At 67.9% G+C, this 26,611-nt stretch carries 22 protein-coding genes; 15 read left to right on the top strand and 7 right to left on the bottom strand.

Annotated elements, in window-relative coordinates; all coding sequences use genetic code 11:
- Positions 1–9 precede the first annotated feature (9 nt).
- Positions 10–477, bottom strand: a complete 468-nt coding sequence (locus ACI766_RS04195) for a hypothetical protein (protein WP_003119098.1) — start codon at positions 475–477, stop codon at positions 10–12.
- A gap of 323 nt (positions 478–800) precedes the next feature.
- On the opposite strand from ACI766_RS04195, the gene ACI766_RS04190 reads away from it, so the two are divergent.
- Positions 801–2,045, top strand: coding sequence for a cyclic di-GMP phosphodiesterase (locus ACI766_RS04190; protein WP_023085924.1), 1,245 nt, complete (start codon positions 801–803; stop codon positions 2,043–2,045).
- A gap of 513 nt (positions 2,046–2,558) precedes the next feature.
- Here the strand turns inward: ACI766_RS04190 and ampR are convergent.
- Complete coding sequence (ampR, locus tag ACI766_RS04185) at positions 2,559–3,476, bottom strand: LysR family transcriptional regulator AmpR (RefSeq protein WP_023085922.1); 918 nt, start codon at positions 3,474–3,476, stop codon at positions 2,559–2,561.
- 148 nt (positions 3,477–3,624) lie between these two features.
- Here ampR and ACI766_RS04180 point away from each other — a divergent pair, with 148 nt between their 5' ends.
- Together ACI766_RS04180 and ACI766_RS04175 are read left to right on the top strand one after the other, a co-directional pair.
- The gene (locus ACI766_RS04180; protein WP_003119095.1) at positions 3,625–4,818 is read left to right on the top strand and encodes an extended-spectrum class C beta-lactamase PDC-5; all 1,194 of its coding nucleotides are present in this window, start codon (positions 3,625–3,627) and stop codon (positions 4,816–4,818) included.
- Positions 4,819–4,882: 64 nt separating this feature from the next.
- Positions 4,883–5,281, top strand: coding sequence for a hypothetical protein (locus ACI766_RS04175; protein WP_003093424.1), 399 nt, complete (start codon positions 4,883–4,885; stop codon positions 5,279–5,281).
- 163 nt (positions 5,282–5,444) lie between these two features.
- Here the strand turns inward: ACI766_RS04175 and ACI766_RS04170 are convergent, their stop codons facing one another.
- The 3 genes from ACI766_RS04170 to ACI766_RS04160 all read right to left on the bottom strand — a co-directional run bounded on the left by ACI766_RS04170 (position 5,445) and on the right by ACI766_RS04160 (position 11,679).
- Positions 5,445–9,698, bottom strand: a complete 4,254-nt coding sequence (locus tag ACI766_RS04170; protein WP_004351703.1) for a CHASE domain-containing protein — start codon at positions 9,696–9,698, stop codon at positions 5,445–5,447.
- 127 nt (positions 9,699–9,825) lie between these two features.
- Entirely contained in the window at positions 9,826–11,016 is a 1,191-nt protein-coding gene (locus tag ACI766_RS04165) for a sugar transporter (RefSeq protein WP_003093428.1), read from the bottom strand.
- Positions 11,017–11,169: 153 nt separating this feature from the next.
- Positions 11,170–11,679 (bottom strand): GNAT family N-acetyltransferase, encoded by a 510-nt coding sequence (locus ACI766_RS04160; RefSeq protein ID WP_003101282.1) that lies wholly within the window; start codon positions 11,677–11,679, stop codon positions 11,170–11,172.
- A gap of 419 nt (positions 11,680–12,098) precedes the next feature.
- On the opposite strand from ACI766_RS04160, the gene ppnN reads away from it, so the two are divergent.
- From ppnN to ACI766_RS04140, 4 genes are all read left to right on the top strand, one after another.
- A complete protein-coding gene (gene ppnN, locus ACI766_RS04155; protein ID WP_003121931.1) occupies positions 12,099–13,484 on the top strand; it encodes a nucleotide 5'-monophosphate nucleosidase PpnN in 1,386 nt (461 codons plus the stop codon).
- A gap of 117 nt (positions 13,485–13,601) precedes the next feature.
- Positions 13,602–14,189 (top strand): biliverdin-producing heme oxygenase, encoded by a 588-nt coding sequence (locus ACI766_RS04150; protein WP_023090338.1) that lies wholly within the window; start codon positions 13,602–13,604, stop codon positions 14,187–14,189.
- Positions 14,190–14,216: 27 nt separating this feature from the next.
- A complete protein-coding gene (gene bphP, locus ACI766_RS04145) occupies positions 14,217–16,403 on the top strand; it encodes a bacteriophytochrome BphP (protein ID WP_087823767.1) in 2,187 nt (728 codons plus the stop codon).
- Positions 16,404–16,480: 77 nt separating this feature from the next.
- Complete coding sequence (locus ACI766_RS04140; protein ID WP_003101275.1) at positions 16,481–17,050, top strand: hypothetical protein; 570 nt, start codon at positions 16,481–16,483, stop codon at positions 17,048–17,050.
- Between the two features lie 123 nt (positions 17,051–17,173).
- On the opposite strand, the gene ACI766_RS04135 is transcribed toward ACI766_RS04140, so the two are convergent.
- Both ACI766_RS04135 and hpaA read right to left on the bottom strand, forming a co-directional pair.
- Complete coding sequence (locus ACI766_RS04135) at positions 17,174–17,980, bottom strand: APH(3')-II family aminoglycoside O-phosphotransferase (protein WP_003121928.1); 807 nt, start codon at positions 17,978–17,980, stop codon at positions 17,174–17,176.
- 51 nt (positions 17,981–18,031) lie between these two features.
- Entirely contained in the window at positions 18,032–18,943 is a 912-nt protein-coding gene (gene hpaA / locus ACI766_RS04130; RefSeq protein ID WP_003118196.1) for a 4-hydroxyphenylacetate catabolism regulatory protein HpaA, read from the bottom strand.
- A 219-nt stretch (positions 18,944–19,162) separates the two neighbouring features.
- On the opposite strand from hpaA, the gene ACI766_RS04125 reads away from it, so the two are divergent.
- From ACI766_RS04125 to hpaI, 8 genes are all read left to right on the top strand, one after another.
- The gene (locus tag ACI766_RS04125; RefSeq protein WP_003110133.1) at positions 19,163–19,822 is read left to right on the top strand and encodes a fumarylacetoacetate hydrolase family protein; all 660 of its coding nucleotides are present in this window, start codon (positions 19,163–19,165) and stop codon (positions 19,820–19,822) included.
- Between the two features lie 10 nt (positions 19,823–19,832).
- Positions 19,833–20,612 (top strand): fumarylacetoacetate hydrolase family protein, encoded by a 780-nt coding sequence (locus ACI766_RS04120; RefSeq protein WP_003110132.1) that lies wholly within the window; start codon positions 19,833–19,835, stop codon positions 20,610–20,612.
- Positions 20,609–22,069, top strand: a complete 1,461-nt coding sequence (gene hpaE / locus ACI766_RS04115) for a 5-carboxymethyl-2-hydroxymuconate semialdehyde dehydrogenase (RefSeq protein ID WP_003110130.1) — start codon at positions 20,609–20,611, stop codon at positions 22,067–22,069. Before ACI766_RS04120 ends, hpaE begins: the two co-directional genes overlap by 4 nt.
- A 131-nt stretch (positions 22,070–22,200) precedes the next feature.
- Entirely contained in the window at positions 22,201–23,124 is a 924-nt protein-coding gene (hpaD, locus tag ACI766_RS04110) for a 3,4-dihydroxyphenylacetate 2,3-dioxygenase (RefSeq protein ID WP_003093449.1), read from the top strand.
- A 10-nt stretch (positions 23,125–23,134) separates the two neighbouring features.
- A complete protein-coding gene (locus ACI766_RS04105; protein ID WP_034007680.1) occupies positions 23,135–23,527 on the top strand; it encodes a 5-carboxymethyl-2-hydroxymuconate Delta-isomerase in 393 nt (130 codons plus the stop codon).
- Between the two features lie 92 nt (positions 23,528–23,619).
- The gene (locus tag ACI766_RS04100; RefSeq protein WP_003101263.1) at positions 23,620–24,924 is read left to right on the top strand and encodes an MFS transporter; all 1,305 of its coding nucleotides are present in this window, start codon (positions 23,620–23,622) and stop codon (positions 24,922–24,924) included.
- Between the two features lie 17 nt (positions 24,925–24,941).
- Positions 24,942–25,745: a 2-oxo-hept-4-ene-1,7-dioate hydratase gene (gene hpaH, locus ACI766_RS04095; protein ID WP_003101261.1), complete on the top strand. Its 804-nt coding sequence runs from the start codon at positions 24,942–24,944 to the stop codon at positions 25,743–25,745.
- Between the two features lie 12 nt (positions 25,746–25,757).
- Complete coding sequence (gene hpaI / locus ACI766_RS04090; protein WP_003113007.1) at positions 25,758–26,564, top strand: 4-hydroxy-2-oxoheptanedioate aldolase; 807 nt, start codon at positions 25,758–25,760, stop codon at positions 26,562–26,564.
- Positions 26,565–26,611: the final 47 nt, after the last annotated feature.

Below are 26,611 nucleotides of genomic sequence, written 5' to 3'. Positions count from 1 at the left end.
TGGAAAGGCTCAGTGCCGGCCTTGCTCCAGCTTGCTGAACAGCCCGGCGGGCATCGGCTTGCCGTTGGCCTCGTAGGTCTTGCGCAGGTGTTCGTAGGCCTCGGCTTCGGAAATGAAGCCGTCATGGTCGCTATCGATGCTGTCGAACTCACCGGCACGGTCCTTGGCCACCGCGAGGAACTCGGCGCGCGAGACCTTGCCATCGTGATCGGTGTCGGTTCGGGCAAAGGAGGCGTCGCCGCACTTGCCCTCCCCGCACTTGCCCTCGGCGCCGGCCTTGGCCGGGGTCTTCGCGGAGCCGCCGCTACCACACTTGCCTTCTCCGCACTTGCCTTCGCCGGCGCTCGCCGCCGCCAGTTGCAGCCCCTGGCCCAGCGGCTCGACGGCGAACGCCGAACCGCCGAGCAGCATTCCCCCCACCAGTACGGCACCGAGCAGGCTGGCGGAAGTCTTTTGACGCGAATCGAAAACGGACATGCTTCTTCTCCACAGTAAACGCGGCCGGGCCGCAGGCGCGGCGCTGGTGGGCGCCGGTACGAACCGGGCGGCGGGACCTTCTGGGGTCGTCCCGGGCGCCGCGGTTCGGATGTGGCCATTTCGCCTGGGAGATGTATCGGGGGTGTATCGCCCGACACGTGGATTTGTACGCCGGAGGTATCGAAACCGCGCATGGATACAAAGCGATACGCAATCGAGCGCGGGCATGCCGACGAAGTGCCGGGCATCTCTCACTCCCGCCGGCCCATCTCGGCTACCGTTAGGAGACAGCCACCTGGCCCAGTCTCGAGGTCGAGCCCATCGTGCTGAAACGCATTCCGGTAACCCAGCTTCGCCTCGGTATGTTCGTCCAGAGCCTTTGCGGCTCGTGGCTGGACCACCCGTTCTGGAAAAGAGGTGGCTTCCTGCTCGACAGCCAGGCCGACCTGCAGCGCCTGCGCGAAAGCGCCGTGAAGGAAGTCTGGATCGATGCCAGCAAGGGCCTCGACCTCCCGGAGGAAGCGGCGGTCTCGGCCGCTGCGGTCCTGCCGGTCACCATGCCGGCCGGCCCTTCGCCGGCGCGGGTCGCCCTGGAGGAGGAAATCCGCCACGCCGCCCTGCTCTGCAGCCGTGCCAAGGCCGCCGTGGTCAGCATGTTCCGCGACGCGCGCATGGGCCAGGCCATCGATACCGCGCATGCATCGGAGCTGGTGGACGAAATCTCCGCCTCGGTGCTGCGCCATCCCAACGCGCTGCTCAGCCTGGTACGGCTGAAGACCTCGGATGAATACACCTACATGCATTCGGTGGCGGTCTGTGCGCTGATGATCGCCCTCGCCCGCCAGCTCGAACTGCCCGACCCGCTGGTACGCGAGGCGGGGCTGGCCGGACTGCTGCACGACATCGGCAAGATGGCGGTGCCCGATCCGATCCTGAACAAGCCCGGCAAGCTCACCGACCAGGAGTTCGGCCTGGTTCGCCGGCATCCGCAGAACGGCGCGCGGATGCTGCTCGATTGCCGCCAGGTCAGCGCCCTGGTGGTGGATGTCTGCCTGCACCACCACGAGCGCATCGACGGCACCGGCTACCCCTTCGGCCTGGCGCAGGAGCAGATCAGCCTGCTGGCGCGAATGGGCGCGGTGTGCGACGTCTACGACGCGATCACCTCCGACCGTCCCTACAAGAAGGGCTGGAACGCCGCCGAGGCGATCCGACGCATGGCCGAATGGAACGGGCACTTCGACCCGCAGGTGTTCCGCGCCTTCGTCAAGGCGGTGGGCATCTACCCGGTCGGCGCGCTGGTCAGGCTGGAAAGCGGGCGCCTCGGCGTGGTCCTCGAACAACACGGCCGCTCGCTGCTGACGCCACGGGTCAAGGTATTCTTCTCGGCCCGCTCGAAGGTGCCGATCCCGCAGCAGGTGGTAGACCTGGGTAGGGCCGGACAGACCGACCGAATCGTCGGCTTCGAGCCGGCGGAAACCTGGAACTTCCGCAATCTCGACGAGATGTGGACGGGACTGGCCAAGTCCACGGGCTCTTATTTCGACGCGGGAACCGGAAATCCGTAGACGCCTTCCGCCGGCAAGCCGAGCACCGCTCCCGTAGGGCGCATAACGCGAAGCGTTATCCGCCGTTTCGCCGCAACCGGCACCTGCTCCCGGTTGCTTTAAGCGCACCGTCGTCAATACTTCTAACAACCACCGGTACCCGAGAGGAGGCCCTATGGAACCGCTTATGGACACTATCAAGAGGCGCAGCGCACAGGGCTGTCGCCCCTCTATAGCCCTGCTTGAGCTATTGGCCGCTGAAGCCCGTCTGGTAATCACCAGGGATAATCCAGGCCGCTTGTGCGAACTGGCGGTCGTGGCGGAAACAGGCCGGAGAGGTATGCCTGAGAATGAAGTTGTAGCCGCTCGCCGAGCATATGCGGCCAGCTTGGGGGTGACGCTGTCCGGCCCGACCAAAGACTCAGACAAACCGGCCCATATCAGTCACGCCGTTGACCACTCCAATCACAATCCGAACGCCAGAAACCGTATCAATCTCGGAAACGCCAGAGCGTTCAGGCAGAACGGACGCTTCTACATCTTTATACCCGAACCGATATAACGCTGCGCCTCGCTCTCCAAGACGGCCTGGCCCAGCAACCACTCCCTGAACGCCAGCATCGCGCTGGTCTCCCCCCGCGACTGCAAGCGCGTCAGCCAGTAGCTGCCGGTACTCACTTCGGTGGCAAACGGACGCCGGATGCTCTCGCTGGCCAGTTGCCAGGCAAACATCGCCGCCGGCGCCAGGGCCACGCCGACACCCTGGCGGGCCGCCTCGAGCATGGCCAGCGAGGTGTCGAAGACGATGCTCCGGGTCAGTGGCGCGTGCGCCGGCAGTCCGGCCGCCTGGAACCACAGCGGCCACTCGTCGGCGCGGTAGGAGCGCAGCAGGGTGTGCTGCAGCAGGTCGGCGGGACTGTGCAACTGGGCGGCGACCTCCGGGCAGCAGAGCACCGTCAGCGGCGCCTCGAACAACGCCAGCGCCTCGGTGCCGTGCCAGGCGCCGCCGCCGAAGCGGATCGCGTAGTCGAGCCCCTCGGCGGCGATGTCGACGCGGTTGTTGTGGGTGGACAGGCGCAGATCGATGAAGGGATGGCGCGCCTGGAAGTCCTCCAGCCGCGGCAGCAGCCAACCGACCGTGAAGGTTCCGACCGCGCCGACGGTGAGCACGTCCCGGTAGTGGCCACCCTCGAAACGTTCCAGCAGGCCGGCGATGCGGTCGAAGGAGTCACACAGCACCGGCAGCAGGCTCTCGCCCTCGTGGGTCAGCATGAGGCCGCGCGGCAGACGCTTGAACAGGGCCACGCCGAGACGCTCCTCGAGGCTCTTCACCTGGTGGCTGACCGCCGCCTGGGTCACGCACAGCTCGATGGCCGCGCGGGTGAAGCTCAGGTGCCGGGCCGAAGCTTCGAAGGCGCGCAGGGCGTTCAGCGGCAAATGGGGTCGAACCAATCTCTGCTCCAAATTTTTCTAATGGCTGCCGCGAGTATTCGTCGTTTGCCGCAAATCCTGCGCAAGCCTAGATTTTCCCCGCCCGCCGATCAAGGAGCGCTCCCGGGGCGGTTTCTCATGCAGCCAACGACAAAGGACGCCAATCCTCATGCGCGATACCAGATTCCCCTGCCTGTGCGGCATCGCCGCTTCCACACTGCTGTTCGCCACCACCCCGGCCATTGCCGGCGAGGCCCCGGCGGATCGCCTGAAGGCACTGGTCGACGCCGCCGTACAACCGGTGATGAAGGCCAATGACATTCCGGGCCTGGCCGTAGCCATCAGCCTGAAAGGAGAACCGCATTACTTCAGCTATGGGCTGGCCTCGAAAGAGGACGGCCGCCAGGTGACGCCGGAGACCCTGTTCGAGATCGGCTCGGTGAGCAAGACCTTCACCGCCACCCTCGCCGGCTATGCCCTGGCCCAGGACAAGATGCGCCTCGACGACCGCGCCAGCCAGCACTGGCCGGCACTGCAGGGCAGCCGCTTCGACGGCATCAGCCTGCTCGACCTCGCGACCTATACCGCCGGCGGCTTGCCGCTGCAGTTCCCCGACTCGGTGCAGAAGGACCAGGCACAGATCCGCGACTACTACCGCCAGTGGCAGCCGACCTACGCGCCGGGCAGCCAGCGCCTCTATTCCAACCCGAGCATCGGCCTGTTCGGCTATCTCGCCGCGCGCAGCCTGGGCCAGCCGTTCGAACGACTCATGGAGCAGCAAGTGTTCCCGGCACTGGGCCTCGAACAGACCCACCTCGACGTGCCCGAGGCGGCGCTGGCGCAGTACGCCCAGGGCTACGGCAAGGACGACCGCCCGCTACGGGTCGGTCCCGGCCCGCTGGATGCCGAAGGCTACGGGGTGAAGACCAGCGCGGCCGACCTGCTGCGCTTCGTCGATGCCAACCTGCATCCGGAGCGCCTGGACAGGCCCTGGGCGCAGGCGCTCGATGCCACCCATCGCGGTTACTACAAGGTCGGCGACATGACCCAGGGCCTGGGCTGGGAAGCCTACGACTGGCCGATCTCCCTGAAGCGCCTGCAGGCCGGCAACTCGACGCCGATGGCGCTGCAACCGCACAGGATCGCCAGGCTGCCCGCGCCACAGGCGCTGGAGGGCCAGCGCCTGCTGAACAAGACCGGTTCCACCAACGGCTTCGGCGCCTACGTGGCGTTCGTCCCGGGCCGCGACCTGGGACTGGTGATCCTGGCCAACCGCAACTATCCCAATGCCGAGCGGGTGAAGATCGCCTACGCCATCCTCAGCGGCCTGGAGCAGCAGGGCAAGGTGCCGCTGAAGCGCTGAAGCGCGCTCGCGAGGGCGACGGAGCGTAGCGGCGCGGGACGCCGGTCCTGGCTATGATGGTGCCATGAGCGCTTCCCCGCCCCTCCGCCAGCCCTGCCCGCCCGGCGCCTGCGTCTGCGAACGCGAGCGCCTGGAGGCGCCCGGCGCGGACCGTCGCATCCTCCTCCTGACCCGCCAGGAAGAGCAGCGCCTGGCCGCTCGCCTGGAAGCCCTGCGCAGCCTGGAAGACCTGGAACACCTGCTGCGGCGCATGGAGGAACAACTGGGCATCCGCCTGCGGATCGCCCCGGCCTTCGGCGAGGTGCGCAGCATGCGCGGCATCCGCATGCGCTTCGAGGAGCAGCCGGGGCTCTGCCGCAAGACCCGCCAGGCGATTCCCGCCGCCATCCGCCGCGGCCTGGAGAAGCGCCCGGAAGTCGCCTACGCCCTGCTCAACGCCCACGACCTGCTGCGCGACGCCTGAAGGCATTGAACGACAGGAAGAGGATGTCGCTCAAGACCTGGGCGGGCTTCAGGAGTATCGGCGGATAACGCCCATGGCGTTATTCGCCCTACAGGCCGCAGCGGATGCAGGCGAGCCCCGGGTCCGCCTGAATTCTTGGCGGGACAGGCCACCGCGCCGGGGTTCAGCTCGCCGACTCCGCCTGCACGTCGCCGAACATCGCCTGCAGGCGGAGCAGGCAGGCATCGCACAGGGTGCGCAGTTCGTCGAGGCGGATGCCGGCGAGGATTTCCATACCGCGCCGCGGATCGGCGCGGCGCAGGGCCTGCTCCAGCTCGCTGGCACGGCCGGCCAGGGCGCTGGCGCCAACGGTGGAAGCGCTGCCCTTGATGGTATGCAGGGTCGCGGCGCTGCCCTGGACATCGCCCTCGCCGAGCTGGCGTTCGAGCTGGGCGAAGAGGTCCTGCATATCCGGAACGAAGCGCCGCAACACCTGGACGATCAGCTCCAGGCTGCCGCCGAAACGCCCGACGATATCGCCCCGCGCCTCGACCAGTTCGCCCGCGTCCGCTGCCGTTGCCGGCGCGCCCCTGGCGCCGCTCCTGCCGAGATGACCGAGCAGGCAAAGCACCAGGCGCTCCTTGTCGATCGGCTTCGCCACATGGTCGTTCATGCCCGCCGCCAGGCAGGCTTCGCGGTCGGCCAGCGAGGCGTTGGCGGTCATGGCCAGGATCGGCAGCCCGGCGAAGCGCCCGTCGGCGCGGATTCTCCGGGTCGCCTCGAGACCATCGATATCCGGCATCTGCATGTCCATCAGCACCGCGTCGAACGGCACGCTCGCCTCCAGCACCTGCTGAACGCCCGCCAGCCCGCCGTCGGCGAGGGCCACCCGGGCGCCCTCGCTGCTCAACAGCTCGGCGGCGACCTGGCGGTTCAGCGCGTTGTCCTCCACTACCAGCAGACGCACGCCCCGCAACCGCTGGGTGCGCTCCACCGGGCGCGGCGGCGGGTTGGCCGGGGCGCCCTGTTCGCCGTGCAACGCATGCAGCACCGAGTCGGCCAGTTGCTTGGGCGTGACCGGCTTGGTGAGAAAATCGACGAAGGGCGGCGCGCTGTGGTCGCGCGCATCGGCCAGCACCTCGCGGCCATAGGCGGTGATCATGATCACCATGGGCGGCGGCAGGTCGCCCTGCAACTGGCGGATCAGTTGCGCCGCGCTGAGGCCGTCGAGATCGGGCATGCGCCAATCCATCAGCACCACGTCGTAGCGACGGCCCTCGGCCATCGCCGCCTGGACCCGCGCCACCGCCTCGCTGCCGCTGCCGACGCAGTCGGCGCGCCAGCCGAGGGCGCCGACCGTGCGTTCGAGCAGCTCGCCGGCCACCAGGTTGTCGTCCGCCACCAGCAGCCGCAGCGGTTCGCCGGCCCCGGGGCAGGCCGCACGCAGCGGTTGGTCGTGGGCGACGTCGAGGTCCAGGTCGAACCAGAACCGGCTACCGCTGCCCGGCGCGCTCTCGACCCGCAATTCACCGCCCATCAGGTCGACCAGGCGTTTGCATATGAACAGGCCGAGGCCGGTGCCGCCGAAGCGTCGCGAGGTGGACGCCTCGGCCTGGGTGAAACCTTCGAAGATGCGCTGCTGCTGTTCCGCGCTGATGCCGATGCCGGTGTCCGCCACCAGCACCCGCAGGCGCACCAGGTGGGCGTCGTGCGCCAGACGCCGCAAGCTCACCAGGACGTGCCCGCGGGCGGTGAACTTCAGTGCGTTGCCGGCCAGGTTGATGAGGATCTGCTGCAGGCGCAGGCGGTCGCCGACCACCGCGCTGGGCAGCTCGGGATCGATGTCGAAGATCACCTCGACGTCCTTGTCGCCCTGGTTGCCGGAGAGCACCACGGCCAGGTCCTGCATCAGCGGCTCCAGCTCGAAGGGGAGCATTTCCAGGACCAGTTTGCCGGCCTCGATCTTCGAGTAGTCGAGGATGTCGTTGAGCAGGCCGAGCAACGAGGTTGCCGCCGAGCTGGCCTTGTCCAGGTAGTCGCGCTGGCGTTCGTTGAGATCGGTCTGCCGGGCCAGTTGCAGCATGCCCAGCACGGCATTCATCGGCGTGCGGATCTCGTGGCTCATGTTCGCCAGGAACGACGACTTCGCCGCGCTGGCGGCGTCCGCCTGCTCCTTGGCCTCGCGCAGGCGCGCCTGCAGTTGCTGGTCGCTGGTGATATCGATATTGATCCCGGTGACCTGCAGCGGGTTGCCGTCGGCGTCGCGCTCGACCTGCGCGCCGGCCTGGATGAAGCGGATGCCGCCGTCGGGCAGCACCACGCGGAAGATCACATCGTAGTTGCCGCGCCCCTCCACCGCCGCGCGCAGGCTGGCCTCGGTGCGCTCGAGGTCTTCCGGATGCAGGCGGCTGCGCCAATGCTCGTAGACCAGGCCGCCGTCGCGCAACGCCAGCGGCTGGCCATACAGCTCGCACATGCGCTCGTTCCACTGCAGGCTGTCGTCGGCCAGGTTCCAGCGCCAGATGCCCAGGCGCGCCACGTCGGCGGCCATTTGCAACTGGTCGCGCGCCGCGGCCATCTCGCGCTCGGCGTTGCGCCATTCGGTGACATCGACGGCGATGCCCAGGTAGCCGTTGATCGCCCCAGCCTCGTCGCGCAGGACGGTAACCGAAAGCGTCACGCTGAGCGGCGAGCCGTCCTTGCGCAGATAGGTCCATTCGCGGGTCTCGGCGCCCTCCTGTTCGGCCCGCGCCACCAGCACGCGGAAACCCTCCTCGCCCAGCTCCTGGCCGCGGGCGAGCAACTCCCGCTCGCTGTGCAGCAGGGTCGGCGAGGCCTTGCCGACCACCTCGTCGGCGCGGTAGCCGAGCATCCGCTCGGCACCGAGATTGAAGCCGCTGATGATGCCGTCGCGGTCGAGGGTGATGATCGACACCTCGGACGCCGCCTGCAGCACGCTGCCGAGCAGTACGTTCAACCGACGCAGTTCGGCGGTACGCTCGGCGATCTGGTGCTCCAGGCCGGTATTGAGCTCGCGGATGCGGGCCTCGGCGGCCTTCTTCGCGGAGATGTCGCGTACGGTCTTCGAGGCGCCGACCACGCCGCCGTCCGGACCGAGGATCGGCGAGACGGTCACCGCCACGTCGAGCAGGTGGCCATCCTGGTGCCGGCGCACGGTATCGAAGCTGACCACCTGTTCTTTACGGGCGATGCGGGCGAGGATGTCGAGTTCCTCGTTCTCCTTGGATGGCGGCACCAGCAGGTCCACCACCCGCCGCCCGACCGCCTGCTCCTCGCGGTAGCCGAACAACGCCTCGGCCCCGCGATTCCAGTCGCTGATGACGCCGTCGAGGCCGACGCCGATGATGCCGTCCGCCGAATTGCCGACGATCGCCGCCAGCCGCGCCTGGGTCGCCGCCTCCCGACGCCGGCGCAGGCGGCCGAGGGCGCTGGCGTTGACCAGCGCCGCCAGCAACAGGCTGACCAGGCTGCCGGCCAGGAACAGGATGCGCGGCGAAGGCTGGTGCAGGCGCTGGACGAACAGCGGCAGTGCGCTGAACGCCATCTGCCAGTGCCGACCGTAGATCTCCCGCCGCAGCATGTGGCCGAACAGGCGTTGAGCCGGCGCCGCGGCGCCGTTGACGAAGAAGGGCACGGCAGCGCCGTCGCCGGTGACGTCGCTGAGTTCGAGGTGGATCGCCGCGTTGTCGATGGGCAACCCGGCCAGCACCTCGCCGGTCAGCAGCGGCGCATAGCTCCAGCCGAAGCCTTCGAGTTCGCGCTGGGGCCCCGGCGGTGGAGTGATGCCGCTGCGGTAGATCGGCATCAGGATGAGGAACGATTGCTGGCGCAAGCCGCTGGCCTGGACCAGGGTGATCGGCCCCGTCAGGCGCACCTGCCCGGTCTCCAGGGCGGCGCGGGCGGCCTCCCGGCGATTGGCTTCCGAGGCGATGTCCAGGCCCAACGCCTGGCCGTTGCGCGCCACCGGCTCGATGTACTGGATGACGTAGCGCTCGCCATCGTGCGGAGTCAGTTGCTGGATGCGGAACTCCGGCTGGCCGTCGGCCCGCGCCTGGCGCAGGAACCCGGCCTCGTCGGCGGCCGCCACCCGGCGGATGAAGCCGAAGCCGCGGGCGCCGGGAAACTCGCGGTCGATGTCGCGGGTCAGGCTGTAGCGGCGGAACAGTTCGCGGTCGATGTGCGCCTCGCCCGCCGTCAGCAAGGCACCGCGCACCCCGCGCAAGCCATACTGGTAGAGTTCCACGCGGCGGGTCACCGCCTCGGCCAGCAGTTCCGCCTCGCGTTCCAGCGCCATCCGCGCCTGTTGCTCGTTGACCAGCGCCAGCCCCCAGGCGCCCAGCCCGGACAGCAGCAGTCCGAGCGCCAGTGTCGCGCCCGCCCAGCGGCTCAGCCTGAACTTGCTCTGTTGTACGTTCACCCGATATTCCGTCCCTGCGCCGGCCCGGCGCGGGGCAATCCCGCACTCCCTGCGCCTTTTCGTCACAGAAGACTAGATCAAGCGGGCGGATTCCTCCGCCGAATCATCCGACCCCAGGTATGACCGCTCACAACGACGTGCTTTTCAGCGCCTCCGCGTAGCGCAGTGCGGCGAACAGGGCGAGCAGCAGGCCGGCCAGCGCCAGCGCGGCGCCGACGTTGCCGATCGAGGCCAGGCCCATGCGTTCGCTGACCACGCTGCCGAGCAGCGCGCCGGCGCCGATGCCGACGTTGTACAGGCCGGAGAACAGCGCCATGGCCACGTCGGTGGCGTCCGAGGCGAGGCGCAGGACGCGGGACTGCTGGGCCAGGCCGAAGCACATGATCGACATGCCCCAGAGCAGGCTGAGCGCCATCAGCCAGGTCGGCTGCGCGGACAGCGGCAGCAGCAGCGCCAGGCTGCTGCCCAAGGCGAGGATCGCGGCCAGCAGGAAGCCTCGCGGGAAAGCCTCGCTGTAGCGGCTGAAGAGGATCGAACCGAAGATCCCGGCGCCGCCGAACAACAGCAGCAGCAGGGTGGTCGCCTCGCCGCTCATCTGCGCCACCTGCTTGGCGAAGGGCTCGATGTAGCTGTAGGCGGTGAACTGGGCGCTGATCACCACCACGGTCAGCACGTACAGGCAAACCAGCGCCGGGCGTCGGAACAGCATCGGCAGGCTGCGCAGGGAACCGGAGTTCTGGCTTGGCAGCAGCGGCAGGGAGCGCGCCAGGTAGAGCAGGGTCAGCACCGAGAGTCCGGCGATGGCCATGAAGGTGGTACGCCAGCCCAGGGCCTCGCCGACCACCCGCCCCAGCGGGATGCCCAGGACCATCGCCAGGGTGGTGCCGGTGGCCAGCAGCCCTAGCGCCTTGGCCTGCTGTCCCGGCGGCGCCACGCGCACCGCCAGCGAAGCGGTGATGGCCCAGAACACCGCGTGGGCGAAGGCAATGCCGATCCGGCTGAGCATCAGCACCTGGAAGCTCCAGGCCAGCCCGGACAGCACGTGGCTGGCGATGAACAGCAGGAATACCCCGACCAGCAGCTTGCGCCGCTCGATATTGCGGGTCAGCAGCATCATCGGCAACGAGGCCAGCGACACCACCCAGGCATAGATGGTCAACATCAGGCCGACCTGCGAGGTGGGCATCTCGAAGCTGTGGCCGATGTCGCTGAGCAGGCCGACCGGGACGAACTCCGTGGTGTTGAAGATGAAGGCGGCCAGGGCCAGGGCGATCACGCTCAGCCAGCTGCCGCTGCGGGTTTCGGAGGTGCTGTCCATGGGGCGTTCGGTTCCGGAGCAGGGGGCGGACGGGCAGGTCCCGCGACCCTCGCCACGCACGACGGAAAACGCCCCGGACGCAAGGGTCCGGGGCGGCGATGTGCGTTGGATGGTCGTTATAGGTATTGGAGGGAACTGCCGAATCCCGCGATTCTACGCCGGGACGCCGTGCGCTGCACGCCCGCCCGGCGCTCCGGCGACCTTCCCGGAGCGATGGGACGGCTCCGGCAGCATCAGGCAGGCCATCGTCTCGCCCCAGGGCGCGAGGCCCTGTTCGACGAAGCCGGCATCCCGATAAAGCTGGCGGGCCACATCGTTGTCGACGGCGTAGGCGACCATCAGGCGATCGCTGCGCCGCCTCGTCCGGCGCACGCTGGCGATGATCCGTTGCAGGGCGGCGCGGCCATGCCCCTTGCCCTGGTAGCGGCGGTCGATCATCAGGCGGTAGAGCCAGTAGTGGCCGTCGTCGGCGTCGGGGCCGTAGAGGGCGAAGCCGACCATGCGCCCGCCGTGGTGGATGCCGACCGCGCGGAACCCCGGCAGGAAGCGGCTCTGCGCCAGCGAATAGAGGTTGGAAGCGACGAAGTGCGCCTGGTGGCGGGCGACCTTCAGGTCAATGCAGGTTTCCCAATCGTCGCGGGTGATGGTTCTGAGTTCGATCATGGATGACAGGCTCTTGGAAAAAGGAGGAAAGAAAGTCGCTAGGTACGCTGCTGGACTGTTCATACGACATGCTTCGTTCCTCCCTTCGACTGGCCGAGCATCCGGCGGAAACGCAACGATATCAGGAGAAGAGTCGATTATCCCAGCCGATGCCGGATCTTTTCGTCCACGGCTAGTGGCAGGATTTCCCCGGTGCCAGGCCGGCGACAGATAAATTCGAGATTTTCCTTGTCAGATCAGTCAGGTTCTCGCTATTACATTTAACCAAGACCCTGGAGCCAAGCCCCAGCGCACGGTTGCCTCGTCGCCCCACTCCGACGGCTGATCGCCCTCTCCCCCGGCACGCAACCTGCCCGGCGCTCCCTTATCCGGATGCCGCGGCTCTTCTACGCCGCCGCATCCCCTGCATGGAATCGCACATGTCTCATCGCCCTGTGATCAACGCCTCGGTCAGTCCGAAAGGCACGCTGGAAACCCTCTCCCAACGCGAAGTGCAACAACTGAGCGAAACCGCCAACGGCAAGACCTACCAACTGTTCCGCCAGTGCGCCCTGGCGATCCTCAATACCGGCGCCCACAGCGACAACGCCAAGACCATCCTCGACGCCTACAAGGACTTCGAGGTGCGTATCCACCAGCAGGACCGCGGCGTGCGCCTGGAGCTGATCAACGCGCCGGCCGACGCCTTCGTCGATGGCGAGATGATCGCCAGTACTCGCGAGATGCTGTTCAGCGCCCTGCGCGACATCGTCTATACCCAGAGCGGGCTGGACAGCCAGCACGTCGACCTGGACAGTTCCCAGGGCCTCACCGACTACGTCTTCCAGCTGCTGCGCAACGCCCGTACGCTGCGCCCCGGCGTCGAGCCGAAGATCGTCGTCTGCTGGGGCGGTCATTCGATCAGCAGCGAGGAATACAAGTACACCAAGAAGGTCGGCCATGAGCTCGGCCTGCGCAGCCTGGACGTCTGCACCGGCTGCGGACCGGGGGTGATGAAGGGACCGATGAAGGGCGCCACCATCAGCCACGCCAAGCAGCGCATCGTCGGCGGTCGCTACCTGGGCCTGACCGAACCGGGAATCATCGCCGCCGAGGCGCCGAACCCGATCGTCAACGAACTGGTGATACTCCCGGACATCGAGAAGCGCCTGGAAGCCTTCGTCCGCGTCGGCCACGGGGTCATCATCTTCCCCGGCGGCGCCGGGACCGCGGAAGAGTTCCTCTACCTGCTGGGCATCCTCATGCACCCGGACAACCAGGACCTGCCCTTCCCGGTCATCCTCACCGGTCCCCGCAGCGCCGAAGCCTACCTGCAGCAGCTCCATGAATTCGTCGGGGCGACCCTCGGCCATGCGGCGCAGCGCCACTACCGGATCGTCATCGACGACCCGGCCGAGGTGGCCAAGCAGATGGCCCAGGGCCTGAAGGAAGTGAAGCAGTTCCGCCGCGAGCGCAACGACGCCTTCCACTTCAACTGGATGCTGAAGATCGATGAAAGCTTCCAGCGCCCGTTCGAGCCGACCCACGAGAACATGGCCAGCCTCCAGCTCAGCCGCAGCCTGCCGCCCCACGAACTGGCGGCCAACCTGCGCCGCGCGTTTTCCGGAATCGTCGCCGGCAACGTCAAGGACAACGGCATCCGCATGATCGAGCAATACGGGCCCTACGAGATCCACGGCGACCCGGCGGTGATGCTGCCGCTGGACCGCCTGCTGCAGGCCTTCGTCAAGCAGCACCGGATGAAGCTGCCCGGCGGCGCGGCCTACGTCCCCTGCTACCGGGTGGTGCAGACCGAGGCGGCCTGAGCGCGCCCGCTCCGGCATCCCTGCGCCGCGCGCGGGGATGCCCATTTATTCCGAGCCGGGCGTACGGCTTCCTGCTACTCTTTTCCGTTCATGCCTCGAATCGCTGGCCCTGACCTCATGTCCCCATCTCCATCGCCAGCCCTCGCCGCACTCCGCGACGCCACCCGTGACCTGCACGCAGAACTGGACCGCCGTTCGCCGTTGGGCGACGACGATCTCGACGACCGCGCCTACCTCGACCATGCCGGACGCATCCTTGGCTGGCTGGAGCCTCTGGAGCGCGCGCTGCGCGACAACCGCAGCGGCTGGCCGGCGGCGCTGCGGGCCGACGCGCGGCTGGTCAAGAGCACCTGGCTGGAAAGCGACCTGCTGGCCGGCGGCATGAGCCGCGCGCAGGTGGAGGCGCTACCGCGCTGCGCCGACCTGCCGAATGCGACACGGGCCGCGGAGGTCTTCGGGGTGGCCTACGTGATGGAAGGCGCGACGCTGGGCGGCGCGTATCTCTACAAACGACTAGCTCCACGCCTGCCCGGTCTGCCGCTACAGTGGTTGCGGGGCTACGGCCAGGCAACCGGGGTGCGCTGGCAGGAGTTTCTCGAACAGCTCGCCCGGCAGATCGACAGCCCCGAAGCCATCGGCCTTGCGCAGGATGCGGCACAGGCTACATTCCTTTCGTTTCGTCGATGGGTTCTCGACGAAGCCTGACTGCCTGGAGACCAGGCTGGACGATAGATGACGAGCATCACCCCGGTTACCCTGGCGAACTGCGAGGACGAACCCATCCACGTGCCTGGCGCGATCCAGCCGCACGGGGCGCTGATCGCCCTGCGCGCGGACGGCATGGTCCTCGCGGCAAGCGAGAACATCCAGGCGCTACTGGGTTTCGTCGCCTCGCCGGGTTCCTACCTGACGCAGGAGCAGGTGGGGCCGGAGGTCCTGCGCATGCTCGAAGAGGGACTGACCGGCAACGGCCCATGGTCGAACAGCGTCGAGACGCGGATCGGCGAACACCTGTTCGACGTGATCGGCCACAGCTACAAGGAAGTGTTCTACCTGGAGTTCGAGATCCGCACCGCGGACACGCTGTCGATCACCTCCTTCACCCTCAACGCCCAGCGCATCATCGCCCAGGTCCAGTTGCACAACGACACCGCCAGCCTGCTCAGCAACGTCACCGACGAACTGCGCCGGATGACCGGCTACGACCGGGTGATGGCCTACCGTTTCCGTCATGACGACTCCGGCGAGGTGGTCGCCGAGAGCCGTCGCGAAGACCTCGAAAGCTACCTGGGGCAACGCTACCCGGCCTCGGACATCCCGGCCCAGGCGCGTCGCCTGTACATCCAGAACCCGATCAGGCTGATCGCCGACGTGGCCTATACGCCGATGCGCGTGTTTCCCGCGCTGAACCCGGAGACCAACGAATCGTTCGATCTCAGCTACAGCGTGCTACGCAGCGTTTCGCCGATCCACTGCGAATACCTGACCAACATGGGCGTGCGCGCCTCGATGAGCATCTCCATCGTGGTCGGCGGCAAGCTCTGGGGACTGTTCTCCTGCCATCACATGTCGCCCAAACTGATTCCCTACCCGGTGCGCATGTCGTTCCAGATCTTCTCCCAGGTCTGCAGCGCCATCGTCGAGCGCCTGGAGCAGGGGCGTATCGCCGAACTGCTGCGCGTGTCCACCGAGCGCAGGCTGGCCCTGGCTCGCCGCGCGCGGGACGCCGACGACCTGTTCGGCGCACTGGCCCACCCGGACGATGGCATCGCCGCACTGATTCCCTGCGACGGCGCCCTGGTCATGCTCGGCGGCCGCACCCTGAGCATCCGCGGCGACTTCGAGCGCCAGGCCGGGAATGTCCTGCAACGCCTGCAGCGCGACCCGGAACGGGACATCTACCACACCGACAACTGGCCGCAGCCCAGCGAGGACTCTCCAGACGGCGGCGACTGCTGCGGTGTGCTGGCGATCCGTTTCCACCGCCAGGAATCGGGCTGGATCTTCTGGTTCCGCCACGAGGAAGTGCACCGCATCCGCTGGGGCGGCAAGCCGGAAAAGCTGTTGACCATCGGCCCCTCCGGCCCGCGGCTGACCCCGCGCGGCTCGTTCGAGGCCTGGGAGGAAGTGGTCCGCGGCCACTCCACGCCCTGGAGCGAAACCGACCTGGCGATCGCCGAAAAGCTGCGCCTGGACCTGATGGAACTGTGCCTCAACCATGCGGCCGAGGTCGACCGCATGCGCCAGCGCCTGATCGCGGTGCTCGGCCACGACCTGCGCAACCCGTTGCAGTCGATCTCCATGGCGGCGGCCCTGCTGTCCTCCAGCGACACCCGCACCACCGAACTGCGCCAACACATTTCCGCGTCCAGCAGCCGCATGGAACGGCTGGTCAGCCAGATCCTCGACATGAGCCGCCTGCAATCGGGCATCGGCCTCACCGTGAACCCGGTCGACACCGACGTCTCGCAACTGGTGCAGCAGATCGTCTGCGAAACCGACGTCGCCTATCCCGGCCTGGTGATCGAGATCGCCATCGACCCGCAGGTTCGTGCCGTGGTCGACCCGGACCGCTACGCCCAGGTCGCTGCCAACCTGCTGAGCAACGCCCGTCATCACGGCCTGCCCGGCCGGCCGGTGCTGGTCACCCTGACCCGCCAGGGCGGCGAGGTGTGCCTGAGCGTGCTCAACGAAACCAGCGGCCTCTCCGAAGCGCAGCTGGCCAACCTGTTCGAACCGTTCAAGCGCGAGTCGGCGGACAACCAGCGCAACCGCAACGGCCTCGGTATCGGCCTGTACATCTCCCAGGCCATCGCCCAGGCCCACCAGGGGCGTATCGACGTGGACTGCCGCGACGACGTCATCACCTTCTGCCTGCGCCTGCCGGTGCGCCAGGCGGAGACCGGCTCCTCGTCCTGACGACGAGGACCGTGCACAATGCAACGCTTGCAGGTATCTTCGGCAGCCATCGCCGTCTGACAGGATCGCCCCGTTCCATGCCCCGCCTCCGCCTCCGGACCGTCCTCGCCTGCCTCGCCGTGTTCTGCGCGGCTCCCGCACTGGCCAGGGTCGAAGTGCATTCGCTGCAACACAAGAGCATGGGGCGGGTGCTGACGGTCCGCGTCTCGGAGGAGATCGCGCCGGGCGACTACGAGACGCTGCTCAAGGGTTTGCGCAACAATCCGGGAACCTACTCGCGCAAGCTGCTCCTGCTGAACAGCATCGGCGGCAGCGTGCCGGAGGCGATCCGCATGGGCCGCCTGCTGCGCGAATCCGGCTTCGACGCGCTGGTGCCGTCGAGCAGCGTCTGCCAGGGCACCTGCGTCTACCTGCTGGCGGCCGGCAAGCGCAAGACCGTACGCGGCTACGTCGGCCTGCACCGTCCCTACTACGCCCACGGCGACTCGCTGCACTCGCGCTCGGCCAACGGCATGCGCTACGACTCCGCCGCCTACTTCCGCGAAATGGATATCCCCAGCACCTTGGTACAGGCCATGCAAAGCACCGATCCCAAACGGATGCGCGTGCTTTCGGCGAAGGAACTGGCGCAGTACCGGCTGAACTGAACCGGCGACTCCGCGGAACGAGCGAGGGCGCGCGGTGGCGTTGGCGATAGTGGCCGATGCCGTTGTACCTCGTTTTCGTGCAACGGCAGGCCGAATCCGCACCGGATCCGAACCGGCCCTACTCTAGAAGAACTCGTCCAGTAGCCTGAAGTACGCCAGCCGTTCGCCGTCGATATCGCCGCCGTATTCGACGAGGAAGGCCTCGGCCCAGGCCGCGCCGAGTTCGGCCTCGATGTCCCGCGCGGCCAAGGCCAGGTCCTGGTGCCGGTCGGCGACGCCGAGCCGGCCGCAATCGATGAAGCCGCTGAAGCGCCGCCCCTCCGCCAGCAGATTTGGCAGGCAGGCGTCGCCATGGGCGACCACCAGGTCTTCGACCGCCGGACGCCGGTCGAGCAGCAGGCGGTACAGCTCCGTGGCGCTGCGACCGCGATGGTCGTCGTCGAAGTCCGCCTCGTCCACCAGCCCGGCCTCGACCCGCTGGCGCACGGTGTCCAGGCGCCGTTCCAGGCGATGGTCGAAGGGACAGGCGGCCGGATCGAGATCGTGCAGCCGGCGCAGGGCGGCGGCCACCAGGCGCACCAGGCGCTCGGGCTCCAGCTCGCCGCGCTGCGCCAGCGCGGACAGCGTGTCCCCCGGCACGGCGCTCATCAGCAGCCATTGCCGGCCGTCGCTCTGGGTTTCGTTCAGCACCTGCGGGCAATCGATGCCGGCACCGTGCAGCCAGCGCAGGCGGGCGATTTCGGCGGGCAGCTCGGCATGTGCGGACAGCACTTCCTGCTTGACGAACAGGGTCGGCCGCCGCGCAGCCTCCAGGCGGTGGACAGTGGCCGCGGAACATCCTTCGCCCTGCCCTCGCCAGCGGTAGCCGGCAAGGTAGTCGGCCCAGGTAGCGGGAGCCTGCGGCGGCATGGAGGTGGCTGCATCATGCATGGAGAAACGCTTCCTGTTCGAGTGGGAGCGCGAGTATACCCGCCCACCCGCTCAGCGACGGGACTCCCCGTCGGCCTGTCGCTGGCGGTAAGCGCTGGGGGTGAGCCCCGCGTAACGCACGAAGAAACGACTGAAGTAGGCCGGGTCCTTGAAGCCGAGCTGGTAGCAGATCTCGTTCACCGAGCCGCCGGTGAACAGCAGCAGGCGCTTGGACTCCTGCATAAGCCGTTCGTACACCAGGCGCTTCGACGGCAGGTCGGCGATGCGCCGGCAGACGTCGTTGAGGCGCGCCTCGGTGACGCCGATCCGGCTGGCGTAGAGCGACAGCGGCCAGTGCTCGGCATAGCGCTCCTCGATCAGCGCGTTGAAGCGCTGGAATATCTGCAGGTCTTCGTGGCGCATCGGCCGCGCAGCCACCGAATTGGCCGAGAGACGCAGCAGGCTGATCATGACCAGGCGGGTCAGCGCCAGCAGCATCTGCTGGCGGCCGGGACGGCTGGCCATCGACTCGCTGCGCAACTGCTCGAAGAGCAGCGCCAGGCGCGCCGCCTCCTCGGCCGCGCCGCCCTCCAGGTTGCCCAGCGCCACGCAGGCCGGCGCCACCTGCGGGCCGGGCGCCAGGCCCGGCTCGGCCTCGGTGAGGCTCCACACCAGTTGCTGGCGCACGGTCAGCACATGGCCATCGGCGTCCGCCTCGGTGACGAAGGCGTGCGGCACGGTCGGCGGGGTGAGGAAGAACATCGGCCCCGACTCCAGGTACTGGCGCTCGTCGAGATAGACCCGCACCGCGCCGTTCTTCACGTAGTGCACCTGGAAGAAGCGGTCGTGCCGGTGCGCCGGCATGTTGCGACCGAAGAATCCGGCCAGGTTGCCCAGCGCATCGTAGTGCACCTCGGCGTCGGCATAGCGCTGGTCGTAGACCTGCCCGATGTTGATGTTGGGGATCGGCTGGCGCTCTGGCATGGCGATCTTCTCTTTGTTGTTCTTCCCGGCTGCGCACGCAAGCCGTCGCGGGCATCCGTATACCGCAGACGGCGCCTCTTGCCACCTCCCCGGGACGAATGGCGCAGCAACCGGGGTTGACGATCATTAACATGTTAAATATAACGTTAACACATTAACGAGTTTTCGCCAGGACGGCCCCCTCGCCGTTCGCTTATCGCGCCAGGAGACACCACCACAATGAGCCGCGCACTGAATGACGTCGCCGCCGGCACCCTGTTCGGCGTCGCGCTGAACTACAAGGGCCTGCTCGACAGCCGCCTGCCGGAGTTCCAGCAGCCGCCCTACCAGAAGCCGCCAGTGAAGCCGGTGTTGTTCATCAAGACACCGAATACCCGCAACGAGCACGACGCCCCGGTGCTCTTCCCGCGCGGCGTCGAGCGCCTGCAACCGGGCCCGGCGCTGGGCGTGGTGATCGCTCGCGACGCCAGCCGGGTGAAGGAGGAAGAGGCCATGGCGCATGTCGCCGGCTACGTGATCGTCAACGAGTTCAGCCTGCCGGAAGACAGCTACTACCGCCCGGCGGTGAAAGCCAAGTGCCGCGACGGCTTCTGCCCGTTCGGTCCGCAACTGGTGCCGACGCAGGAGATCGCCGATCCCCATGCGCTGGAGCTGAAGCTGTACGTCAACGGCGAACTGCGCCAACGCAACAACACCGCCAACCTGGTGCGCGACATCCCGCGGCTGATCGCCGAGATCAGCGAGTTCATGACCCTGCACGCCGGCGACGTGCTGATCACCGGCACCCCCGAAGGGCGCGTCGACGTGCATCCCGGCGACCGCGTCGAGGTCGAGATCGACGGCCTCGGCCGCCTCGCCAACAGCATCGTCGCGGAATGAGGAACCGACCATGAAACACGCACGCATCCGCTACCAGGGCCGGGTTCACCAGGTCACCGTGGAAGACGCCAACGCCGTCCGCCTGGCCGACGGCACCCTGCTCGCCGAGGACCGGGTGGAGTGGCTGCCGCCGGCCACCGGGAGCATGTTCGCCCTCGGCCTGAACTACGCCGACCATGCCGCCGAACTGTCGTTCAAGGCGCCCAGCGAACCGCTGGCGTTCATCAAGTCGCCGGGCACCTACACCGGCCACCGCCAGGTCAGCTGGCGTCCGGACAACGTCGACTACATGCACTACGAGTGCGAACTGGTAGCGGTGATCGGCAAGCCGGCGCGCAACGTCCGCCGCGAGGACGCCCTCGGCTACCTGGCCGGCTACACGGTGTGCAACGACTACGCGATCCGCGACTACCTGGAGAACTACTACCGGCCCAACCTGCGGGTGAAGAACCGCGACGCCACCACCCCGGTGGGGCCGTGGATCGTCGACGCGGCCGAGGTTCCCGAGCCGAACCGGCTGACCCTGCGCACCTGGGTCAACGGCGAGCTGCGCCAGGAAGGCAGCACCGCGGACATGATCTTCGACATCCCCTACCTGATCGAATACTTCTCCAGCTTCATGACCCTGCAGCCGGGCGACATGATCGCCACCGGCACCCCGGAAGGCCTGTCCGACGTGGTCCCCGGCGACGAAGTGGTGGTGGAGGTGGAAGGCGTCGGTCGCCTGGTCAACCGAATCGTCAGCGAGGCCGAATTCTTCCGCGCCCGCGCACAGGAGCACGCAGAATGATCAAACACTGGATCAATGGCCGCGAGGTCGAAAGCAAGGACGTCTTCGAGAACTACAACCCGGCCACCGGCGAGCTGATCGGCGAGGTCGCCAGCGGCGGCGCGGCGGAAATCGACGCGGCGGTGGCGGCGGCCCGGGAAGCCTTCCCGAAATGGGCCAATACCCCGGCCAAGGAGCGCGCGCGCCTGATGCGCCGGCTCGGCGAGCTGATCGACCGGAACGTGCCGCACCTGGCGGAACTTGAGACCCTCGACACCGGCCTGCCGATCCACCAGACGAAGAACGTGCTGATCCCGCGCGCCTCGCACAACTTCGAGTTCTTCGCCGAAGTCTGCACGCGGATGAACGGGCACAGCTATCCGGTCGACGACCAGATGCTCAACTACACCCTGTACCAGCCGGTGGGCGTCTGTGGCCTGGTCTCGCCGTGGAACGTACCGTTCATGACCGCCACCTGGAAGACCGCGCCGTGCCTGGCGCTGGGCAACACGGCGGTGCTGAAGATGTCCGAGCTGTCGCCGCTGACCGCCAACGAGCTGGGCCGCCTGGTGCACGAGGCGGGCATTCCGCCGGGGGTGTTCAACGTGGTCCAGGGCTACGGCGCCAGCGCCGGCGACGCGCTGGTTCGCCACCGCGACGTGCGCGCGGTGTCCTTCACCGGCGGCACCGCCACCGGGCGACGGATCATGGAGGCGGCCGGGATCAAGAAATACTCGATGGAACTGGGCGGCAAGTCGCCGGTGCTGGTCTTCGAAGACGCCGACCTCGAGCGGGCGCTGGACGCCGCGCTGTTCACCATCTTCTCGCTGAACGGCGAGCGCTGCACCGCCGGCAGTCGCATCTTCGTCCAGGAAAGCGTCTACCCGCAGTTCGTCGCCGAGTTCGCCGCGCGCGCCAGGCGCCTGATCGTCGGCGATCCGCAGGACCCGAAGACCCAGGTCGGCTCGATGATCACCCAGGCCCACTACGACAAGGTCACCGGCTACATCCGCATCGGCCTCGAGGAAGGCGCCACCCTGGTGGCCGGCGGCCTGGAGCGTCCGGCCGGCCTGCCGGCGCACCTGAGCAAGGGGCAGTTCATCCAGCCCACGGTGTTCGCCGACGTGGACAACCGCATGCGCATCGCCCAGGAGGAGATCTTCGGCCCGGTGGTCTGCCTGATCCCGTTCAAGGACGAAGCCGAGGCGCTGCGCCTGGCCAACGACGTGGAATACGGCCTGGCCTCCTACATCTGGACCCAGGACATCGGCAAGGCCCATCGCCTGGCACGCGGCATCGAGGCCGGGATGGTCTTCATCAACAGCCAGAACGTGCGCGACCTGCGCCAGCCGTTCGGCGGGGTGAAGGCCTCGGGCACCGGACGCGAAGGCGGGGAATACAGCTTCGAGGTATTCGCCGAGATCAAGAACGTGTGTATATCCATGGGCAGCCATCACATCCCCCGCTGGGGCGTGTAGGGCGCGCTCGTGCAGAGCGGCCGCCCGAGGCCGCCAGCAGCGCCGGCGTGCAGACACAATCAGAAGAATCCGGGCCAGCCGCCAACGGCCGCGCCCGCTGCCAGGCCCAACGGGCCACCAGGAGAATCGTCATGGGCAAAGTCGCTCTGGCTGCCAAGATCACCCACGTACCCTCGCTGTACCTGTCCGAGCTGCCCGGCCCGCGCCACGGCTGCCGCCAGCCGGCGATCGACGGGCACCGCGAGATCGGCCGGCGCTGCCGCGAACTGGGGGTCGACACCATCGTGGTGTTCGACACCCACTGGCTGGTCAACGCCGGCTACCACATCAACTGCGCGCCGCACTTCGAGGGGCTCTACACCAGCAACGAGTTGCCGCACTTCATCGCCAACATGGAGTACGGCTTCCCCGGCAACCCGGAGCTGGGCCGCATCCTCGCCGAGGGCTGCAACGCGCTCGGCGTGGAGACCCTGGCCCACGACGCCACCACCCTCGGCCCGGAGTACGGCACCCTGGTACCGATGCGCTACATGAACCAGGACCGCCACTTCAAGGTGGTCTCGGTCTCCGCCCTGTGCACCGTGCATTACCTGAACGACAGCGCGCGCCTGGGCTGGGCCATGCGCAAGGCGGTGGAAGAGCACTACGACGGCACGGTGGCGTTCCTCGCCAGCGGCTCGCTGTCCCACCGCTTCGCCCAGAACGGCCAGGCGCCGGACTTCTCCGACCGCATCTGGAGCCCGTTCCTCGAGGTTCTCGATCATGAAGTCGTGCAGATGTGGCAGGAGGGCCGCTGGGCCGAGTTCTGCGGGATGCTCCCCGAGTACGCCTCCAAGGGCCATGGCGAAGGCTTCATGCACGACACCGCGATGCTCCTCGGCGCCCTCGGCTGGTCGGCCTACGACGGCAAGGCGGAGGTCGTGACGCCCTACTTCGGCTCCTCCGGCACCGGGCAGATCAACGCGGTATTCCCGGTCACCGCCCAGGACGGCTCGGCGATCCCCGCCGCCCAGGCCGGCAACCCGGCCGGCGCCAGTTGCGCCAGCCGCCTCTGAGGACACCACCATGCCGCACTTCATCGCCGAATACACCGACAACATCGAAGCCGAAGCCGACCTGCCCGGCCTGTTCAAGAAGGTCCACGCCTGCCTCGGCGCCAGCGGCGTTTTCCCGCTCGGCGGCATCCGCAGCCGCGGCGTGCGCCTGGACACCTGGCGCATGGCCGACGGCAGGCACGACTACGCCTTCGTCCACATGACCCTGAAAGTCGGCGCCGGTCGCGACCTGGAGACTCGCCGGCAAGTCGCCGAGGCACTTTTCGAGGTGATCACCGCGCACTTCGCCGAGCTCCAGGCGCGACGCCTGCTGGCGCTGTCCTTCGAACTCACCGAACTGGACGCGGAGCTGAACTACAAGCGCAACAACGTGCATGAATTCCTGAACAACCCGGCGGACTGACCAGCCCGCCATAACGCTGCACTCACCCAGCTCGCCTCCCGGCCACCGTCAGGTCGCCGGGACGTCCGGGCGCTCACAAAAAGTACAAGATCATGAGCACAGCCAGCACCCTGAACAGCACCACCCTGCCTCTCAGCGACAGCACCCACGACCGCGTCACCTGGCGGCTGATGCCGCTGCTGCTGGTGTGCTACGTCTTCGCCCATCTGGACCGCATCAACATCGGTTTCGCCAAGTTGCAGATGAGCGCCGACCTGCACTTCAGCGACACCGTCTACGGTCTCGGCGCCGGGCTGTTCTTCATCGCCTATGCGCTGTTCGGCCTGCCCAGCAACCTGATGCTGGAACGGATCGGCCCGCGCCGCTGGATCGCCTGCCTGATGCTGGTCTGGGGCTGTCTCTCCACCGCCATGCTGCTGGTGGAGACCGCGCGCGGCTTCTACCTGCTGCGCTTTCTCCTGGGGGTCGCCGAGGCCGGCTTCTTCCCCGGTATCCTGGTCTACCTGAACCGTTGGTTCCCGGCGCGCCGACGCGGGCAGATCACCGCTCTGTTCGCCATCGCCGTGCCCATGGCCGGGGTGATCGGCGGACCGCTTTCGGGCTGGATCCTAGAAGGCTTCCATGACGCCCTCGGACTGCGCGGCTGGCAGTGGATGTTCCTGATCGAAGGCCTGCCGGTTGTGTTGCTCGGCGTGGTGGTCTGGTGCTCGCTGCCGGAAAGCTTCGAACGGGTGACGTGGCTCAGCGACGAACAGAAGCACCTGCTGCGCGAGGAACTGGCCGGCGAGGAGCAGCGCAAGACCATCACCTCCTTCTCCGGCATCTTCAGCAATCCGCAGGTGTGGCTGCTGGTGGCGATCTATTTCGCGGTGATGCTGGCGGTGAACACCATCGCGTTCTGGATGCCGAGCCTGATCCATGGCGCCGGCATCGCCCAGGACAGCCGCATCGGCATGCTCAGCGCGGTGCCCTATCTCGCCGGCTGCGCCTTCATGATCTTCATCGGCCGTTCCTCCGACCGCCTGCGCGAGCGCCGCTGGCACCTGGGCATTCCGTTGCTGATGGCCGCCGCCGGGCTCAGCCTGGCGGCCCTGGCACCGACCAGCGCCTGGCTGGTGATGGGCGGCCTGGTGATCGCCGGGATGGGCGCCAGCGCCGCCCTGCCGATGTTCTGGCAACTGCCGCCGGCCTTCCTTTCCAGCGCCACCCTGGCCGCCGGAATCGCCCTGATCAGTTCCTTCGGCAGCATCGCCGCCTTCCTCGCGCCCTACCTGATCGGCTGGATGCGCGACACCACCCAGAGCGCCAGCCTGGCCCTGTACCTGCTGGCCATCCTCATCGCCCTCGGCGCCGGCCTGGTCCTGCGGACCCCCGCCGCCGTGGTCAACCCACGCTGAACCGAGAGACCCCGACCATGCTCGATCCCCGTCTGATCCAGGAAGCCGCCAACCGCCTCGACGCCGCCGAACGCTCGCGCCAGCAGGTAAGGCAGTTCTCCCTCGACTACCCGGACATCGCCATCGAGGACGCCTACGCCATCCAGCGCGCCTGGGTCGAGCGCAAGATCGCCGACGGGCGCGTGCTCAAGGGCCACAAGATCGGCCTGACCTCGCGCGCCATGCAGGTCTCGTCGAACATCAGCGAGCCGGACTACGGCGCCTTGCTCGACGACATGTTCTTCGAGGAGGGCAGCGACATCCCCTTCCAGCGCTTCATCGTGCCGCGGGTCGAGGTGGAGCTGGCGTTCATCCTCGGCAAGCCGCTGAAGGGACCGGGCTGCACCCTGTTCGACGTGCTCGAGGCCACCGAGTGGGTGATCCCGGCGCTGGAGATCATCGATGCGCGCATCCAGCAGGTCGACCCGCAAACGAAAGTCACGCGCAAGGTCTTCGACACCATCTCCGACAACGCCGCCAACGCCGGCGTGGTGATGGGCGGCCGGGCCGTACGGCCAGGCGATATCGACCTGCGGCGGGTACCGGCGATCCTCTACCGCAATGGCGTGATCGAGGAGTCTGGCGTCTCCGCCGCGGTGCTCAACCACCCGGCCAAGGGCGTCGCCTGGCTGGCCAACAAGCTGGCGCCCTACGGCGTCTGCCTGGAGGCCGGCCAGGTGATCCTCGGCGGCTCCTTCACCCGCCCGGTGGCGGCCGCGCCGGGGGACACCTTCCACGTCGACTACGACCTGCTCGGCAGCATCTCCTGCCGTTTCGTCTGAGGAGGCATTTCCATGGACCTGCCCGTCAATCGCTTCAAGCAACGCCTGCGCAGCGGCGAGGCGCAGATCGGCCTGTGGCTCGGCCTGGCCGATCCCTACTGCGCGGAGCTGGCCGCCAACGCCGGCTTCGACTGGCTGCTGCTGGACGGCGAGCACGCGCCCAACGACCTGCGCAGCCTGCTCGGCCAGTTGCAGGCGCTGGCGCCCTACCCCGGCCAGCCGGTGATCCGCCCGGTGCAGGGCGACACTGCGCTGATCAAGCAATTGCTCGACATCGGCGCGCAGACCCTGCTGGTACCGATGGTCGACAGCGCCGCCCAGGCCGAAGGGCTGGTGCGCGCCGTGCGCTATCCGCCGGCGGGCGTACGCGGGGTCGGCAGTGCGCTGGCCCGGGCCTCGCGCTGGAACAGCGTGGCGGAGTACCTGAACCACGCCGACGAGCAGATGTGCCTGCTGGTCCAGGTGGAAAACCTGGAGGGCCTGGCCAACCTCGACGCGATCGCCGCCGTCGAGGGCGTCGACGGCGTGTTCATCGGTCCGGCCGACCTCAGCGCAGCCATGGGCCATCGCGGCAATCCAGGCCATCCCGAGGTGCAGGCGGCCATAGAGGACGCCATCCACCGCATCCGCACGGCCGGCAAGGCCGCCGGCATCCTCTCCGCCGACGAGACACTGGCGCGGCGCTACCTGGAGCTGGGCTGCGCGTTCGTCGCGGTGGGCGTGGACACCAGCCTGCTGATGCGTTCGCTGCGCGAGCTGGCGGGGCGCTTCAAGGGCGGCGCGCCGGCGCCGTCCGCCAGTTCCTCGGTCTACGGCTGAGGGGTGCGCCCCGCTCCCGCTGCGGGAGAGGGGCCAGGTCGGCGTTG

Source organism: Pseudomonas sp. DL, from assembly GCF_047199225.1.
In the GTDB taxonomy this organism is placed as follows: domain Bacteria; phylum Pseudomonadota; class Gammaproteobacteria; order Pseudomonadales; family Pseudomonadaceae; genus Pseudomonas; species Pseudomonas aeruginosa.
The sequence above is the reverse complement of the archived record's forward strand: the minus strand, read 5'-3'. Positions and strand labels throughout refer to the sequence as shown.

Excerpts from the sequence above, each read along its gene's own strand:
- ACI766_RS04195 (WP_003119098.1), bottom strand. The coding sequence starts at position 477 with ATGTCCGTTTTCGATTCGCGTCAAAAGACTTCCGCCAGCCTGCTCGGT.
- ACI766_RS04180 (WP_003119095.1), top strand. The coding sequence starts at position 3,625 with ATGCGCGATACCAGATTCCCCTGCCTGTGCGGCATCGCCGCTTCCACA.
- ACI766_RS04175 (WP_003093424.1), top strand. The coding sequence starts at position 4,883 with ATGAGCGCTTCCCCGCCCCTCCGCCAGCCCTGCCCGCCCGGCGCCTGC.
- ACI766_RS04165 (WP_003093428.1), bottom strand. The coding sequence starts at position 11,016 with ATGGACAGCACCTCCGAAACCCGCAGCGGCAGCTGGCTGAGCGTGATC.
- ACI766_RS04160 (WP_003101282.1), bottom strand. The coding sequence starts at position 11,679 with ATGATCGAACTCAGAACCATCACCCGCGACGATTGGGAAACCTGCATT.
- ppnN (WP_003121931.1), top strand. The coding sequence starts at position 12,099 with ATGTCTCATCGCCCTGTGATCAACGCCTCGGTCAGTCCGAAAGGCACG.
- ACI766_RS04150 (WP_023090338.1), top strand. The coding sequence starts at position 13,602 with ATGTCCCCATCTCCATCGCCAGCCCTCGCCGCACTCCGCGACGCCACC.
- bphP (WP_087823767.1), top strand. The coding sequence starts at position 14,217 with ATGACGAGCATCACCCCGGTTACCCTGGCGAACTGCGAGGACGAACCC.
- ACI766_RS04140 (WP_003101275.1), top strand. The coding sequence starts at position 16,481 with ATGCCCCGCCTCCGCCTCCGGACCGTCCTCGCCTGCCTCGCCGTGTTC.
- ACI766_RS04135 (WP_003121928.1), bottom strand. The coding sequence starts at position 17,980 with ATGCATGATGCAGCCACCTCCATGCCGCCGCAGGCTCCCGCTACCTGG.
- hpaA (WP_003118196.1), bottom strand. The coding sequence starts at position 18,943 with ATGCCAGAGCGCCAGCCGATCCCCAACATCAACATCGGGCAGGTCTAC.
- ACI766_RS04125 (WP_003110133.1), top strand. The coding sequence starts at position 19,163 with ATGAGCCGCGCACTGAATGACGTCGCCGCCGGCACCCTGTTCGGCGTC.
- ACI766_RS04120 (WP_003110132.1), top strand. The coding sequence starts at position 19,833 with ATGAAACACGCACGCATCCGCTACCAGGGCCGGGTTCACCAGGTCACC.
- hpaE (WP_003110130.1), top strand. The coding sequence starts at position 20,609 with ATGATCAAACACTGGATCAATGGCCGCGAGGTCGAAAGCAAGGACGTC.
- hpaD (WP_003093449.1), top strand. The coding sequence starts at position 22,201 with ATGGGCAAAGTCGCTCTGGCTGCCAAGATCACCCACGTACCCTCGCTG.
- ACI766_RS04105 (WP_034007680.1), top strand. The coding sequence starts at position 23,135 with ATGCCGCACTTCATCGCCGAATACACCGACAACATCGAAGCCGAAGCC.
- ACI766_RS04100 (WP_003101263.1), top strand. The coding sequence starts at position 23,620 with ATGAGCACAGCCAGCACCCTGAACAGCACCACCCTGCCTCTCAGCGAC.
- hpaH (WP_003101261.1), top strand. The coding sequence starts at position 24,942 with ATGCTCGATCCCCGTCTGATCCAGGAAGCCGCCAACCGCCTCGACGCC.
- hpaI (WP_003113007.1), top strand. The coding sequence starts at position 25,758 with ATGGACCTGCCCGTCAATCGCTTCAAGCAACGCCTGCGCAGCGGCGAG.